Source organism: bacterium, assembly GCA_026414725.1.
In the GTDB taxonomy this organism is placed as follows: domain Bacteria; phylum Ratteibacteria; class UBA8468; order B48-G9; family JAFGKM01; genus JAAYXZ01.
In genome coordinates this window covers 17,237-33,537 of sequence record JAOAIL010000003.1, presented here as the reverse complement: position 1 = coordinate 33,537, position 16,301 = coordinate 17,237, and the positions used below count along the sequence as shown (strand labels likewise).

Annotated in this window: 16 protein-coding genes; 5 read left to right on the top strand and 11 right to left on the bottom strand. The window is 32.8% G+C overall.

Translation table 11 applies throughout. The features are described 5' to 3' along the window. The 11 genes from N3D17_02310 to N3D17_02260 all read right to left on the bottom strand — a co-directional run bounded on the left by N3D17_02310 (nucleotide 1) and on the right by N3D17_02260 (nucleotide 10,332). The gene (locus N3D17_02310) at nucleotides 1-795 is read right to left on the bottom strand and encodes a 5-deoxy-glucuronate isomerase (protein MCX8082220.1); all 795 of its coding nucleotides are present in this window, start codon (nucleotides 793-795) and stop codon (nucleotides 1-3) included. Nucleotides 796-897: 102 nt separating this feature from the next. Then, a complete protein-coding gene (locus N3D17_02305) occupies nucleotides 898-2,346 on the bottom strand; it encodes an Rne/Rng family ribonuclease (GenBank protein MCX8082219.1) in 1,449 nt (482 codons plus the stop codon). A gap of 68 nt (nucleotides 2,347-2,414) precedes the next feature. Continuing rightward, nucleotides 2,415-2,936, bottom strand: coding sequence for a TIGR03936 family radical SAM-associated protein (locus N3D17_02300; GenBank protein ID MCX8082218.1), 522 nt, complete (start codon nucleotides 2,934-2,936; stop codon nucleotides 2,415-2,417). A gap of 31 nt (nucleotides 2,937-2,967) precedes the next feature. Then, the gene (locus N3D17_02295) at nucleotides 2,968-4,653 is read right to left on the bottom strand and encodes an ABC transporter substrate-binding protein (protein MCX8082217.1); all 1,686 of its coding nucleotides are present in this window, start codon (nucleotides 4,651-4,653) and stop codon (nucleotides 2,968-2,970) included. Nucleotides 4,654-4,655: 2 nt separating this feature from the next. Continuing rightward, a complete protein-coding gene (locus N3D17_02290) occupies nucleotides 4,656-5,528 on the bottom strand; it encodes a serine/threonine protein kinase (GenBank protein MCX8082216.1) in 873 nt (290 codons plus the stop codon). A 26-nt stretch (nucleotides 5,529-5,554) separates the two neighbouring features. Beyond that, complete coding sequence (locus N3D17_02285) at nucleotides 5,555-6,292, bottom strand: serine/threonine protein phosphatase (GenBank protein ID MCX8082215.1); 738 nt, start codon at nucleotides 6,290-6,292, stop codon at nucleotides 5,555-5,557. 10 nt (nucleotides 6,293-6,302) lie between these two features. Continuing rightward, complete coding sequence (gene secG / locus N3D17_02280; GenBank protein ID MCX8082214.1) at nucleotides 6,303-6,614, bottom strand: preprotein translocase subunit SecG; 312 nt, start codon at nucleotides 6,612-6,614, stop codon at nucleotides 6,303-6,305. Between the two features lie 25 nt (nucleotides 6,615-6,639). Next, nucleotides 6,640-7,398 (bottom strand): triose-phosphate isomerase, encoded by a 759-nt coding sequence (tpiA, locus tag N3D17_02275; protein MCX8082213.1) that lies wholly within the window; start codon nucleotides 7,396-7,398, stop codon nucleotides 6,640-6,642. A 15-nt stretch (nucleotides 7,399-7,413) separates the two neighbouring features. Then, nucleotides 7,414-8,598 (bottom strand): phosphoglycerate kinase, encoded by a 1,185-nt coding sequence (locus tag N3D17_02270; GenBank protein MCX8082212.1) that lies wholly within the window; start codon nucleotides 8,596-8,598, stop codon nucleotides 7,414-7,416. A gap of 14 nt (nucleotides 8,599-8,612) precedes the next feature. Beyond that, nucleotides 8,613-9,617 carry a type I glyceraldehyde-3-phosphate dehydrogenase gene (gene gap / locus N3D17_02265; GenBank protein MCX8082211.1) on the bottom strand — a complete coding sequence of 335 codons (1,005 nt, stop codon included), beginning with the start codon at nucleotides 9,615-9,617 and terminating at the stop codon, nucleotides 8,613-8,615. A gap of 88 nt (nucleotides 9,618-9,705) precedes the next feature. Then, on the bottom strand, nucleotides 9,706-10,332 hold the full coding sequence (locus N3D17_02260) for a ComF family protein (protein ID MCX8082210.1): 627 nt from the start codon (nucleotides 10,330-10,332) through the stop codon (nucleotides 9,706-9,708). 29 nt (nucleotides 10,333-10,361) lie between these two features. On the opposite strand from N3D17_02260, the gene N3D17_02255 reads away from it, so the two are divergent. The 5 genes from N3D17_02255 (at nucleotide 10,362) to N3D17_02235 (ending at nucleotide 16,286) form a co-directional block, all read left to right on the top strand. Beyond that, nucleotides 10,362-11,417: an LptF/LptG family permease gene (locus tag N3D17_02255; protein ID MCX8082209.1), complete on the top strand. Its 1,056-nt coding sequence runs from the start codon at nucleotides 10,362-10,364 to the stop codon at nucleotides 11,415-11,417. After that, nucleotides 11,414-12,463, top strand: coding sequence for an LptF/LptG family permease (locus N3D17_02250; GenBank protein ID MCX8082208.1), 1,050 nt, complete (start codon nucleotides 11,414-11,416; stop codon nucleotides 12,461-12,463). Before N3D17_02255 ends, N3D17_02250 begins: the two co-directional genes overlap by 4 nt. A 62-nt stretch (nucleotides 12,464-12,525) precedes the next feature. Next, nucleotides 12,526-14,616 (top strand): glycine--tRNA ligase subunit beta, encoded by a 2,091-nt coding sequence (gene glyS, locus N3D17_02245; protein ID MCX8082207.1) that lies wholly within the window; start codon nucleotides 12,526-12,528, stop codon nucleotides 14,614-14,616. Continuing rightward, the gene (locus N3D17_02240) at nucleotides 14,603-15,844 is read left to right on the top strand and encodes a serine hydroxymethyltransferase (GenBank protein ID MCX8082206.1); all 1,242 of its coding nucleotides are present in this window, start codon (nucleotides 14,603-14,605) and stop codon (nucleotides 15,842-15,844) included. Before glyS ends, N3D17_02240 begins: the two co-directional genes overlap by 14 nt. After that, nucleotides 15,816-16,286 (top strand): cytidine/deoxycytidylate deaminase family protein, encoded by a 471-nt coding sequence (locus tag N3D17_02235; GenBank protein MCX8082205.1) that lies wholly within the window; start codon nucleotides 15,816-15,818, stop codon nucleotides 16,284-16,286. The genes N3D17_02240 and N3D17_02235 overlap by 29 nt, the downstream gene beginning before the upstream one ends. Nucleotides 16,287-16,301 lie beyond the last annotated feature (15 nt).

Genomic DNA, 16,301 nt, shown 5'->3' with positions numbered 1-16,301 from the left:
TTACCCCCTATTGAAATTTTTATTGATGAACTTATAGGCAGGATGAACCGTAGATAGTACCTTTCTCGTATTTCCTGCCATAATCCATAAATAATAAAGTTGATGTTTTGGCGCAACACTCACAGGATGGTATCCCTTAGGAATTGTAATAACCTCATTATTTTTTATAAGAAATATGTAATCCTCTGGGTTGTTAAATATCCGTATTGAACCAAAACCGGTTTCAGGTCTGATCTTAAAGAAATATAACTCTTCAAGTGCTGTTTCTTCTGGAGGATTATCTGTATCATGCTTATGTGGAGGATAACTTGCCCAGTTCCCAGGGTCTGTAATTGTCTCACCTACAATGAGATTTTCTGCTGGAAAATCTTCGGGAATTATTTCTATAATGTTTCGGAAGAAAATCTCCTCCCCTACTCTTTTAATACGTATATGCCCCTTATAAACGGCCTGTGGTTTAAATCTACCTGTAGCTATACACCCTGCTATACATATCTCACTTTTTTCAATAAATTCAATATAGTAATTTGAATGGGGTGGTAGATAGATAGCAGAAGGTGGTTCTTGAAATACATCTTCCCTTGAGAGTTCTGCAAGTAATTTATCTTCCAGAAAAAATTTTATGTTCCCTTCAGTTATTATAAACACATTTTCTTCATCACCTGTATTACCATCAAATCTTGTACCAGATGGATTTCTTATCACAGCAAGATGTATGTTTTTAAGGTCAGAATTTTCAGGGCTTACTATTTTTTGATACCCCTGAAAATCGTTTACTTTATATCTCTTTGCCATATCTTACTATACCCTTTTAAAATATCAGGATTTTTTTTGCCGGGAAGTTATGTCCCGATGGTTATAGATTATACAGTTTAATGAAATACCCGTCAATAAATCTTATACATTAATTTTAAATTCGTAATTACGTAACACAGAACTTTCACGACAGGTAATATTGTACCTTCTCAGGATTTCATATAAAGGTCTATGGTTGTAAATAAAATCATAAAGTTTTTCAGAGACATCTACAGATATCTTTTTATCTGGTTTTTTCATTATTTGAGCCATCACCTCATTTTTGAATTTTAAGGCAGAATAGTAAAGATTTTTAATATATCCCTTACCATTACATTTATCACATACATCCATCAGGATATCAGATAATTTAAAATCGGTCTTTTCTCTACTCATTTCCACAACTCCTAATTTTGATATTGATAGTATGCTTGTCTTTGCTTTGTCTATCTCAAGATTTTCATTTAATGTTTTGAAAACCTTACTTCTTTCTTTTGAATCTTTCATATCTATAAAATCCACTACTATAAGTCCTGCAAGGTTTCTACCTCTTATCTGTCTCGGTATTTCTTCTGCTGCTTCCATATTTGTGGTAAATACGGTCTCTTTAAATGTTTTCTTCTCACTACTCCCTGTATTTACATCTATAGCAGTAAGTGTTTCACATTCTTCTATGATTAATGAACCACCAGAAGGTAGAGATATACGGTCAGATAAAAATCCTTCTATCTTTTTTTCAATACCATATTTCATAAAAAGCGGATATGAAACGTCTTTATGTAATGTAATCTTCCTATATATATCAGGAATAAATAGATTTACATATCTCTTTACCTCTCTATATGTTTTTTCATCATCCACTATAATCTCTTTAAATTCAGGTGTGACATAATCTCTTATAACATTTATATATAGTGGAAGTTCCTGCCATAATAAGGTAGGTGCTCTCTTTACACGTGCGTATCTTTTTATTCTATTCCAGGTTAAAAGTAAAATTTTTATCTCTCTTACAATATATCTTTCAGAGATACCCTCGGAAGCAGTTCTTATAATAAATCCCATATTTCCTGTAATTCTTCTATTGAAAATAGTTAAAAGTCGTTCCCTTTCTTTCCTATCAGTTATCTTTTTGGAAATGGTTCTGATATTTGAATCAGGTATAAGTATAAGAAATCTTCCCGGTATAGATATTTTTGTTGTTAGTTTTACACCTTTTTCTGCTGTGCCTGGTCTTGTGACCTGGACAATAACATCATCTCCTGTCCTGAATGGTTTTTTTATACTCTGGAGTGCCTGTTCTTCAACTTCATATGGCTGGTATATCATCTCTTCCTTTTCAAAAGGAAGAAAGCCATTCTTAAACTCTCCGATATTGACAAATGCTGCATTAAGTCCAGTTACAACCCGTTCTACTTTACCTTTATATATATTCCCAACGGACAATATATCAGGTCTGTTTATAAAGAGATATTCCACATGGTTATCACTCATCAATGCTACACGGGTTAAAAAACCTTCGTTATTTATTAATAACCTGTAATTCCCTTTCACTTAAAGTATCCTCCTTTAATATTTGAAATATCAAGTCATTCCATAAAAGTTTATAAAATTCTTTATAACTATAATATCTCTCTTGTTATACTTATTATATTCCCATTGACTAATAATTCTATTAGTTTTTTATGGCTTAATTTATTTATTTTGAACAAAACAACTATCTTTTTATCTGTGTATTCAAGGACTTTTCCTGTATTATTGAAATATTCAATATCAATGTCTTTAGATGTTTCAATAGTATATATAGCAGATGTTTCCATAGAAGTTATTGAAGGAGCCGTAATATCTATCCATTCTGTAGCAGTGAAGATTATACCTTCCGGTAAAAAATCTTTACTATTTTCCAGAAATGAGGCAGTGTCTATAGATTTTACGAGGAAGACATCAAATCGCTCATTAACTCCTGTAATTCCTACAGGTAAAGGAGAGCCAAAACTTATCTTAGGATGAGGACTAAATCCTTCCGTAAATTTCAATGGCAGTTCCATTCTTCTTAATATACGTTCAATATTTCTATGAAGATTTTTTTCAGAAATAAACCTTCCCATACCTTCTTTCCGGTAAAATACCCTTAGACGATACATAATTATAATTCAATAATTAAAATAAATAATATCACTGTGTATTATCCAGTATGGTCTTTATTTCTTCTATGTTATGTAATACACCACCATATACACTGGGTTTAAGATTTTCAAATCTATTTCTTACTGCAGTCATCACTGTTGGATTTACTGTATATATCAATGGTAATTCTTCAGAAACAATAATTTGCCATTTATCATACAACGCTTTTCTCTTAAATAATCTTAACTCTTTTGCTCCTTCTTCAAAAATAACATCAATTTTCCTCTCCCATTCAGTAAGGTCATTTCTATCTGCATTTAAATTCCATAGGTGTAATTGTCCCTTTGAATGCCATACATTTTTACCTCCATGGGGTTCTATCCCTCCTGTAAGTCCTATTATAACTGCTTCCCAGTCCTTTGTAACACTGATTTTTGTTACCAGTGTATTGAACTCTACAGGAAGAAGATTTACCTTCATACCTAATTTTTTAAGGTCATCCTGGACTATACTAGCAATCTGTATTCTTTCATAATTATTACTGTTTGTAAGAATTGTAAATTCAACAGGATGGTTATGCTTATCAAAAAGGACTCCATTATGTTTTGTAAATCCTTCTCTTTTCAATATCTGTTCTGCTTTTTTTATATCATATGGATACTTATTAACATAAGGGTTATAAAAAAAACCGCAGGAGATATTAAGAGGTCCATCCTGTGGTGTTGCAAATCCACCATAGACATTCTTTATTATATTATCTTTATCAATAGCATATGCAATTGCCTGACGGAAGTTTTTATTCCTAAACCATTCCTTTTTATAACCGGGTAAGGGTGATTTTTCATTCTGATTTAAGGTAATAAATTCTGAACCGAGAGAAGGACCGATTTTATATATAGTAAAGTTCTGTTCTTTCTGTAATGGTTCCAATAAAGGATAGTCCTGTCCCCTTACTGAAACAATATCTATCTCTCCTGTTTTAAATTTAAGTAAAGACATATTCGCATCGGATATGATGAGAAATACAATTCTCTGGAGATATGGTAGTTTTTCACCTTTTGCATCTTTTTTCCAGTAATAAGGATTTTTTTCAAGGATTATCCATTCAGCGGGTCTATATTCCATAATTTTGAAAGGTCCTGTACCTACGATATTTTCTGTTTTTTCATCTACTCCCCACCAACTGGTAAATATCTTTTTTTCAATAAAAGGAGCAATTTTATGTGCAGGAAGTATCTCCTGAGTCATAAGTTGTAGAAAAGGAGCAAATTTTTCAGGAAGTATAAATTCTACAACATATCTATCAACTTTTCTTACCTTAAATGCTTTACCATCTATACTCAGAATATCTCTACTGCTTGTGGGAATCTCTGAGTTGTATATAAGGTTATTATATGTAAATACAACATCATCTGCTGTAAAAGGATGTCCATCATTCCATTTTACATCTTCTCGCAGGAAGAATCTCCATATCTTTCCTGTGCTATCAACTTCCCATTTCTTAGCAAGTGCTGGCTTAACCTCAAGAGTAATTCCATCAATGGCTATCAGTCCTTCAAAAATAAATTGAGTTATAGTGGTTGTGCTGGTTTCTTTTGCTATAATAGGATTAAATGACTTAGGGTCAGAAGAGGTAGAAAGTACAAGTGTATCCTTACCTGATTTTCTAATATAAGGAGTAGTATGACATCCTGTGAGAAAGATGATAAATAGAAATATTATGCACTTTTTCATTATTATAAAAATTTTTTTAACTCATCAAGTAACTCATCCATTAATTGGTATCTTAAAAATGGTTCCTGTTTTGTTGCCTTTTTTATAATTTCCTTCAATTCCTCAGGTATATTTAAGTCCTCACATAAAATCATCTGTTTTCCTGTGTTTTTTCTATAACTTCTTATATCGATCCTTCTGAAATAGTCCTCTTGATTTTTCTCCATTTCATCAGGGACTTCAACCTTCGCTGTAATTACTTCATCAATAGTAATACCGAAACTATATATATCAGAGCAAAAATTGGCATTTCCCTGTACTTGTTCAGGAGCAACATAGGATATAGTCCCATATTTTGTAACAGTTCCACCTTTAGGAAATATATCTTTCTGCCATAACTTCCCAGGAAGTTTTGCTATTCCAAAATCAGTTATTTTAACAACAGACAGGTCTTCTGAAACAAGTATATTATCCGGTTTTACATCTTTATGAACAATATTGTTTTTATGTATGTGAGCAAGTCCCTGTCCTGCTTCATAGAGTATTCTGACAAGAATATTCAGAGGAAATTTATTTCTCTGGTACAGTATTTCCTTAAGATTTGTTCCGTTTATATACTCCATGATTATTGCATATTGATTATGATATTTACCGAAATTATAGACCTTAACAATGTTAGGATGGTCTAATCCTATTGCTATCTCTGCCTCTCTCTCAAATTGATTTATAAGTTTTGCACGTTCACGAAAACTACCTTTCAAGTAAAGAATTTTTATTGCTACTGTATCTCCGTAAACAGACCTGGCGAGAGTGGAATGTGCCCTGTATACTTTAGTGTACATTCCACCACCTATAATTTCTTCTATTCTATATCCACCGAAGTCCTGTCTTCTCATTTTTTACCCCTAATAATTAGTAGATTTTATAACTCAATATCAGAAGGGTCCAGAGGAATTATCTCAATATCATCTATATTTTTAACTTCTTGTTGTAAGTCAACTATAGCTATTTTCCTATTTCCATAAGAAGATGATGTAAAAAGTGTTAAACATCTATTGTCAAATATCCTTTCAGGGACAAGTGGGTCATGTCCACGGATAAGAACATTTTTACCTAACCTGTCCATTACTTTTAGAAAATAGTCCTTTCCATATTTAGGTCTTCCTAAGAAGTTTCCTAAATATTCTCCTGGTTTATCTCTAAAATCCCCCCATATAACTTTTATCCAGTTTTCATCACCTGGCTGTATATTTTCAATATCTTCTATCTTTTCTATATCAGGAAGGGCTCCATGAAGTGCAAGAAAACCGTTTCCTGATATAGCAAGAGGTAGTTTTAAGAAAATATCTTTGTAATACTCAGATTCCTCTTTTGAAATAGAATCCCAGAAATTTGAAGGACTACATTCTCTTAAGAAAAACATTTCATGATTACCTGCCAACATTATAAGATTCGGATATTTTTCACGTATTGTAAGTAAAAAATCTATATTGGTTTTTGAGTCCTCTCCCCTGTCAACATAATCACCGAGCATAACAATATAATAATTTTTTTTATTAATAAAACTATTTATTACCATTTTTGTAGTTTTGTAGTCCCCATGAGTATCACCTAAAAAGACCACTTTTCCTTCTTGAGGAAGTTCTATTATCTTATCCATATAATATGACTTACTTTGGAGAAGAATCAGGAGACACTGGCAATGGAAGGGTTTGTTCTTTTTGTAGTTCTTGCTTTAGAATACTTTTAGTAGTTAACTTTCCGGGAATAGTAGCAAGAAGAATTGAGTTGATTATGAATATAATTGCAAGAATAGATGTAATTCTGTTTAATATAGCAGATGTTTCTGCACCAAAAACGGTCTCCATACCTCCTCCACCGAATATGTTTGAAAGCGAAGCTCCCTTACCTGACTGTAAAAGAACCACTCCTATAAGAAGGAGCGAAACAATAATGTGAAAAATAAGTAGAAACATATACATTTTTTCCCCTTTTTAAAATTAAAAACTATATTTTTGACGTATTATAGTCAATTATTCTTAAGAACGATTCTATCTTCAAACTGGCACCACCGACAAGAACGCCATCAATATCTTTTTGAGCCATTAACGAATCTATGTTTTCTGGTTTAACACTTCCTCCATAAAGTATAAGTATTTTTTCAGCCGATTCTTTTCCAAAAGATTTTTCAATTAATTCCCTTATGAAAAAATGCACTTCTTCTGCTTGCTCTGGAGTTGCATTTTTCCCTGTTCCTATAGCCCAGACAGGTTCATAGGCAATTACAATATTTTCTATGTGGTTAATTCCATTAAGACAGCCATAAATCTGTTTTTTAATTATATTAAATGTCTCTCCATTCTCTCTTTCTTCTAACTTCTCTCCTATACATAGAATGGCTGTCATACCATCAGAGATAGTTTTTTTAATTTTTTTATTTATCACTTCATCTGTCTCCATAAATATATTCCTTCTTTCTGAATGTCCACATATGACATAAGATACTCCTGATTCTTTTAGCATACGAGTGGATATTTCTCCTGTAAATGCTCCTTCTTCCTCAAAATATACATTCTGTGCTCCCAATTTTATTGGAGTTCCTCTTAATACATCATAAACTGGGAAAAGAGATGTAAACGGAGGACATATTAAAATATCTCTATCATTATATGTTTTAATACCTTCTTTTAAATTTTTTGCAAAAGAGATTGACTCCTGAGGTGTTTTATACATCTTCCAGTTTCCTGCTACCAGATTCTTTTTCATTATATTCTCCTACTTTTATTTTTTCAAAACTTCTATACCTGGTAAAGTTCCTTTTTCAAGGAATTCAAGAGAAGCTCCGCCTCCTGTACAAACGTGAGATATCTTATCTACAACACCTGCTTTATTTACAGCAGCAGCAGAATCTCCGCCACCTATTACCGAGAAGATACCTTCCTGCTGACCTATTGCTTTTGCTATCTCTACAGTCCCTTTTGCAAATTCCTCTATTTCATATATACCCATAGGACCATTCCAGAAAATTGTCTTTGCTCTTTTGATACAGTCGGTATATTCCTCAATTGCCTGAGGTCCAATATCTACTCCTATCCAGTTTGGGGGTACTGTTCCTCTTTCCGTAGCAAAATAGTGTGCATCCGGTGCTATTTTATCAGCAATGATATGGTCCAGTGGGGTATGAAATTCCAGATGCCGCTTATTAACCTCTTTAATAATTTCTTTTGCGAGAGGAATGGCATCATTTTCTACTTTTGAGTTACCTATTTCCCAGTTTTTGGCTTTTATGAAGGTATAAGCCATAACCCCACCTGTGATAAGAGTATCTATTTTATCAAGGAGATTTTTTATTATTCCTATTTTATCTGCAACCTTAGCCCCTCCGAGAATTAAAAGAAATGGTTTCTCTGGTTTTTCCAGAAGTTTTGAAAGAGATGATGTTTCTTTTTCTATAAGATAACCTGCCGCTATATCTTTAAAAAATTTGGTTATTCCATAGACAGAGGCATGTTTTCTATGGCATGTTCCAAATGCATCATTTACATAAGAGTCCGCCAGAGAAGCAAGTTCTTTAGCAAAATCATCACTTCCTTCTTCTTCCTCTTTATGGAACCTCAAATTTTCAAGAAGTAGGATGTCTCCTGGTTTAAGGGATTCACTTGCCTTTTTAACTTCAGTACCAACACAGTCAGGAACAAATTTTACTTCCCTGTTTGTTAACTCACTCAATCTTTTTGCTACTATTCCTAAACTCATTTCAGGAACCACTTTACCTTTTGGTCTACCGAGATGGGAAGAGATGATAAGAGAAGCCCCCTGTTTTAAAAGATATTCTATTGTTGGTAGTGCTGATTTTATTCTTGTATCATCTATAATTTTTCCATTCTCTACAGGAACATTAAAGTCAACCCTTAAGAATACTCGTTTATTTTTATAATTCTTATCTTCAATTGTCTGAAGTTCCATGCTCCTCCTCCTTTTTATTTCTGTACCATATATCTTATAAGGTCAACCACCCTGCAACTATAAGCCCACTCATTATCATACCAGCCCATTACTTTTACCATTGTTCCTTCAATAATGTAAGTACAGAGAGCATCAAAGATACAGGAGTGTTCGTTTTTGAAGAAATCCTTTGATACAAGTGGTTCATCACAGTACTGAAGGATTCCTTTAAGTTTACCTTCACTCGCTGATTTAAAGGCATCATTTATTGCTTTTTCATCTACTGGCTTTTCCAGTTCTGCTACAAGGTCAACGAGAGATACAGAAGAGGTTGGAACTCTAATTGCGAGACCATTCATTTTTCCGTTAAGAGAAGGGATGACTTTACCAATTGCTTTTGCAGCTCCTGTTGTGGTTGGAATCATAGAAAGTGCAGCAGCCCTTGCTCTGCGCAGGTCCTTATGAGGAGCATCCATAACTCTCTGGTCATTTGTATAGGCATGTATTGTGGTCATAAGACCTCTTTTAACACCAAAATTGTCGTCAAGAACCTTTGCCATAGGAGCGAGACAATTTGTTGTACATGAAGCATTAGATAGTATATTGTGTTTTTTAGGATCATATATATCCTCATTAACTCCCATTACAATGGTTACATCCTCTCCTTTTGCTGGTGCAGAGATGATGACTTTTTTTGCCCCTGCTTCAATATGTGCTGATGCTTTTGCTGCTTCAGTAAAAAGCCCGGTAGATTCCACTACAATATCTACACCAAGTGCTTTCCATGGTAGATTTTTCGGGTCTTTTTCCGCAAGAACTTTATACTCTTTACCATCTACTAAAATAGCTCCATCTTTTGCCTCAACCTTTCCAGGATACACACCATAGTTTGAATCATATTTGAAAAGATGAGCAAGTGTCTTTGCATCCGTTATATCGTTAAACGCTACAAATTCTATCTCGGGGAAATTTTTTTCTATTGCAGCCCTCAAAACCAATCTCCCTATCCTTCCAAAACCATTAACTCCTATTCTAACCATTCTTTCCTCCTTTGTTTATATTAACAAGGTTTGAATAACTATTATAACCTATTTAAAAAAAACAATCAAACAAATTTTTTATATGAATCTATACCTTTACTATAGTCAAAATTATCACTTTTTCTGCACCATTATTCAGTAATACTTTTTTCGCTTCCTGTGTTGTTGCCCCTGATGTATAAACATCATCAATTAGAAGTATCTTTTTGTTTTCTATTAAGTGTTTTCTTTTAACGGTAAAACTCCCTTTTACATTTTCCTGCCTATCAGTTTTATCCAGTGCTATCTGCGAAGGTGTATTTTTGCATTTAACCAGCACTCCTGAAAGATATTGCTTCCCAAGTAATTTTGAAAGATTAAAAGCGATAATAGCACACTGGTTAAATCCTCTAAAAAACTCTTTTTTCCAGTGAAGAGGAACAGGTATGATTATTTCAAAATCATATATTTTGTTATCAATTATAAAGTCCTTTAGCATTAGAGCAAACTTTTTACCATAGTGTTTTTTTCTTTTGTATTTAAACTTATGTATTGCTTCTTTTAAGGGACCTTCATATCTAAAAAGATGAAAAATTTCTGATTCAGTAGATGGTGAGATATAGATTAATTTATCTTCACATTCTTCACAGAATCCATATCTGTTAAGCAGGGAAGTTTCTCCACATCCTATACAACAGGTTCTCCTAAAAAAACTAATAATTCTATAGATAGACATAATTCAGTTAATATTTTACAATAATGGTAATGGAAACGAAAATTAAAACCCGGTATATAAACCATGAATTTTTTATGAATTTTATTTTTGCATTAGGTGTAACCCTTTTTATCTTTTCACTGGATGCTTTGTTCCAGATAATTGAAGTTCTTGTAAAAGGTACTTTTTACCCTTTGATTGTTTTATATATTTTTTCTCTTACTCTGTTTTCTTCTTTTTTATATATTATTCCTCTCTGTTTTCTTTATTCGGCCTCTTCTCTTTTCTCTCGTCTTACTATGGACAGGGAGATACTTATATTCTCTTCATCGGGAATAAACCCGTATAGATTGATGGGTATTATTATCATTGCTGCTTTTATAGGGACATTTATCCTTCTATTTTTCAATTTCTATCTTCTCCCTGAAATAAGTTATAAAAAACGTGAAATGATATACCGCCTTCAGTTTAAAAATCCACTTTCTCTTTTACAGGAGAAAAGTACAACTACAGATATACCTGGAATTACTATTTATATTGAAAGGATGCCCCCCTCTTATAAAATAAAGAAAATAAAAAATGTTTCTATAACCTATAAAGAAATGGATAAAACACATTTCTTGAAAGCAGAGAGTGGAACAGTAACCTACAATCATGTTACCAATCAAATGATATTTGTTTTGCATAAAGGTTTCCTTATTGTGTATGACTCTGTTCAGACAATATCAAAATTGGACTTTCTTAGTTATAAATTTACACTGCCACTACCTAAAAATTTTATAAATATAGGTTCTATAAAACCGAAAGTTTCAGAGATGCGTATATCTGAATTACTTTCCTCCCCTGATATAAAAGAAAAAATAGAAGTTCAGAAAAGAGTTGTTTTTTCAGTTATCCCGATTGTTTTTGTTCTTATAGGAACTTCTCTCGGTATAAGATTACAGCAAGAAAGTAAGTTACTTCATATAGGGATTGGTGGAGGTATAGCACTTCTTTTCCTTCAGATGATTGTTTTTGGTGAGGTCCTGTCATACAAGACAGATTTACCAATATTTGTATGGTTACCTGTTTTTATTTTTATTATTGGATGGGGTTTTTTAAAATGATAAAGACAAGATATACCATATCTACCTTCTTAAAATTGTTTTTTCTTGTTAGTATCTCTTTCATTCTCCTTTTCTTTTTTATAGAAATTATTGATAATCTCTATTCTATCTTAAAACATGGAGGTAGATTTAGTATTTTAAATTCTCTCTATAAACTACCGTCTATTTTTGTGGAAATCTCACCAATTATAACATTTCTAAGTAGTATGTTCTTACTCGGTGAAATGGTAAAATATGGAGAGATAAGAGTTCTGGAATTTTCCGGTATAAGACCTATAAGCATATTAAAAATGTTATTTATCTGTGGATTTATCATATCTGCATTTGTCTTTTATATTAAAAACTTTATATCACCACAACTTCTCCGTAAAATAGGTGAAAAACAGGAAATAGGGATATTAAGTTTTTCAACGGATAGATATTTTCTCTATAGTGAAAGGTTTGTTCCTCCTTCTGATTTTATAAGAATTCAATTTTCAGAGATACTTGAAAATAATGAGATTATTACAATAAACGCAGCTAGTGCTGTATATATAGGAAGTAATATATGGCTTTTCAAACAAGGGAAATTCTGGTATTTTGATAGTAAAGGTTTTCTAAAAAACTCTGAGAGTTTTGACAGTAAGATAATGTCCATTTTGATTGAACCAGATATTATTGTTGAGACCTCAAGAGATATAAATGAACTATCCTACAAAGATATACGAAATATGCTTTATGAATTTAAAAAACTCAATATAATCTCTATTTATCTTAAAGGTGCTTATCAGGAAAGATTTGCTTATCCACTTTTGAACATGTTTTTACTGTTTATACTGGTTCCTTTCTTTTATATAAAACATAAAATTTCAAGGGTATTTGTATTAGGACTTTCTATATTCCTTTCTTTTATATGTTACGGTATATATTCTTCCGGACTTACCCTTGCTAAAAATGGGAAAATACCCACATTTCTTGGAGTTTGGCTTGTTCATATCCTGCTTGTTATTTCAGTCGTGGTATACTTTTTCTGGTTGAGGAGAAGAGCAAAATTATGTATAATGTAAGAGCTACAAGAGATAAATAATAAACAATCCATATAGGTTGATATTGAATATAGAATAATTTTATGGCGATGAAGAAAAAAGACCTGTTAGTAGAAATTGGATGTGAAGACCTTCCTCCCTGGACAGGAGATTATTTTAAAGAAGAGTGGATACCTGTCCTTGTTGAATTATTTAAAGAATATCGTCTTGAACATGGAGAGATAAAACTTTTTTGTACCTTAAGAAGAATTATCCTGTATATTAAAAATGTAGGTGCAAAGCAACAGGATATGACAACCGAAATATATGGTCCTCCCGCTGAAATAGCCCTCGATGAAAATAAAAATTTTACACAGGCAGCAGAAAAGTTTGCAATCTCTCACAATGTGAGGCTTAAAGACCTTTTTATCCAAGAAAGAAAAGGCAAGAAAGTTCTTGCTCTGGTTAAATATGAAAGAGGGAAACAGATAACCGAGATATTTGGAGATATTTTAGTAGAAAGTATCAGGAGGATAGAAATACCGAGAGGGATGAAGTGGGATGGTGGAAATTTTAAATTTTTAAGACCCATCAGATGGATAACAGCACTCTATGGCAAAAAAGTTATAAAGATATTACTCGGGGGAGTAAAAAGTGGAAGGTTTTCATATGGGCACAGAACCCTTGCTCCTTATAGATTTAAGATTTCAAGCCCGTCAGATTATATGGATAAAATTCTTAAAAGATTTGTTATGTTTGACCCAGACGTGCGCTTTGAATTTATTAAAGCAGAAATATCAAGAAAAACCGGCATTAAGAATTTTATTGTAGATGAAGAGCATCTTAAAAAAATAGTATATTTAGTAGAATATCCTGTTGTTGAGGTGTGTAAATTGAAAGAAGAATATAAAGAAATACCGCCAGAAATAATAAGAGCAGTAATAATGAAACTCAATGGTATCCCATTATTGGATAGGAACGGATATTTAAGTAGCAGTTATATATCTGTTTTTGATGGTGTAGGCGGAGATACGATAAAGAATAATTATCAGGATGTCTTATACGCAAAGATGGAAGACGCTATATTTTTTATAAGGAAGGATTTAAAGAGGGACTTTGCCAGTTATACAGATGACCTTAAAAATATCGCATATCATCCTAAATGGGGAAGCATGTATGATAGAGTTGAGCGATTTAAAAAGATATATAATATATTAACTGAATATCTGTCCTTAAATGATGAAGAGAAAAAAAATATTTATATTATAATTTCTCTCTGTAAAAATGACCTGCCAACATTAATGGTTTCAGAATTTCCTTCTCTTGAAGGAGTTATAGGTAGAATTTATGCAGAGAAAAATGGATATAATAGAATAGTAGCATCAGGAATTGAACAACATTACTTGCCCAGATATAGTGGAGATATGCTTCCCCAGACGAAAGAATCTGCTATATCTTCTATTATAGTGCGTATTGAGACACTCTGTGCTTTCCTTACAGATGAATTTGGTATAAAAGGTAGTGGAGATCCATATGGACTTAAAAAAATAGCCAATGGTTTAATTGAGATAATATGGGACAGAAAGATAATTTTCCCATTAAGGGAAGTTATCAAGAAAACATTAGAGATTTTAGGTTCTTATTCCTTGAATGCAGAAAATAGAATAATGGATTTTATTTTACAGAGAGTTGATAACCTTTTTGCAGGAGAAGGAATTTCCCCTGGAATAAGAAAGGCAGTTATGGCGGTGAATAGTGAGGATATAGTGGTTTTAAGAGAAAAGATAGATGCCATTAAGAATTTTTTCAGAACAGGGGCTGCCAAAAATGTTCTTGTCCCATTCATCCGTGTTGCTAATATTTTGAAACAGGCGGAGGAGAAAAATATAGTTTTTGATAATTTTGAAGAAGCACTACTTACAGAAAAAACAGAGAAAGAACTATATTCTTTTTATAAGAAGAATGAATCAATATCAAAACTACTTATTGAGCAAAGCAGGAACTATAATGATTTTCTTAAACAGTTAGGCATGTGGCGTGAAATCATTGATAAGTTTTTTGATGATATTCTTGTCATGTGTGACGATGAAAGACAATGTAGAAATCGTCTTTCTTTATTAAAAAAAATAAACGATCTATTTCTCCTTTTTGCGGATTTTTCTTTAATACCGATTGTGGAGGTTGAAGATGCTTAAAGATATTGATAGAGAGGTATATAATGCTCTCATATGTGAACAGGAAAAGCAGAAAAATACAATATGTCTTATTCCTTCAGAAAATATAGTTAGCAAAAATGTGCTAAAACTTATGGGTTCTATATTTACAAATAAATATGCAGAAGGATATCCAGGAAGAAGATATTATGGGGGATGTAGATTTATTGATGAGATTGAAAGTTTAGCCATTAAAAGAGCATGTATGTTGTTTGGTGCAGATCATGCAAATGTACAACCGCACTCAGGAAGTCAGGCAAATATGGCGGCTTATTTTTCTGTCCTGAAACCGGGAGATAAAATCCTTGCTATGGATATTCTTGCAGGTGGACATCTTACACATGGACTTAAAGTTAATTTTTCAGGGATATTTTATCAATCTGTTTTTTATAATGTAGACAAAGATACAGAAACAATAGATTATCAAAAAGTAAGAGAGATTGCATTAAAAGAAAAACCAAAGATGATTGTCTGCGGTGCAAGTTCATATTCAAGAACTATTGATTTTAATGAATTTCACAGTATAGCAAAGGAAACAGGGGCATATCTTCTTGCTGATATAGCACATATTGCAGGACTTATTGTAGCAAATCTCCATCCTTCTCCAATCCATCTCGCTGATTTTGTTACTTCTACGACACATAAGACATTACGAGGTCCGAGAGGAGGGCTTATACTTTGCAAGAAGGAATATAGTAATAAACTTGATAGTTCCATAATTCCCGGTATTCAAGGTGGTCCGCTTATGCATATAATAGCGGCTAAAGCACTCTCTTTCAAAGAAGCAATGAGTCCTGTTTTCTTTACATATCAGCAGCAAATAGTAAAAAACTGTAAAAAATTGTGTGAGGAGTTTAAAAAAAGAAATTATAGAGTTGTAAGTGGTGGAACAGATAACCACCTGTTTACCATAGACCTTCGGAACAAAGGTATAAATGGTAATGAATATGAAAAACTGCTTGAAAGAGTTGGAATAATAACAAACAAAAATCTTATTCCATATGACCCTCAACCACCATCAATTACAAGTGGAATACGACTTGGTACCCCACTTGTTACAAGTAGAGGAATGAAAGAAGATGATATGGAACTTATTGCTGAGTGGATGGACGAGACATTGAAAAATAGAGATAATGAGAGTATTTTAAAAGATATTGCAAGAAAGATAAGGAGATTTGCACATGAATTCCCCATCTATCCATCGTCCTGAATGGGATGAGTATTTTATAAGAATTGCTGAACTGGTAAGTACTCGCTCCACCTGTATGAGAAGACATGTCGGAGCCGTTCTGGTAAAAGAAAAGAGAATCCTCGCGACTGGTTATAATGGAGCACCTTCTAAAATATCTCATTGTGGAGATATAGGTTGTATACGAGAGAAGTTAAAAATTCCATCTGGTGAAAGACATGAATTATGTAGAGGTTTGCATGCAGAGCAGAATGCTATTATACAGGCGGCTTATCATGGGGTCTCTATTAAAGGGAGTGTTTTATATATTACCTGCCATCCCTGTAGTGTATGTGCAAAAATGATTATAAATGCAGGTATAGGAGAGATTATAATAAAAAGTGAATATCCTGATAAAATATCAGGTGACCTTTTGAAAGAGGCAGAAGTTAAAATCCGTATATATAACCCCGGTAACAAGTAGGAAGTAAAGGTAAAA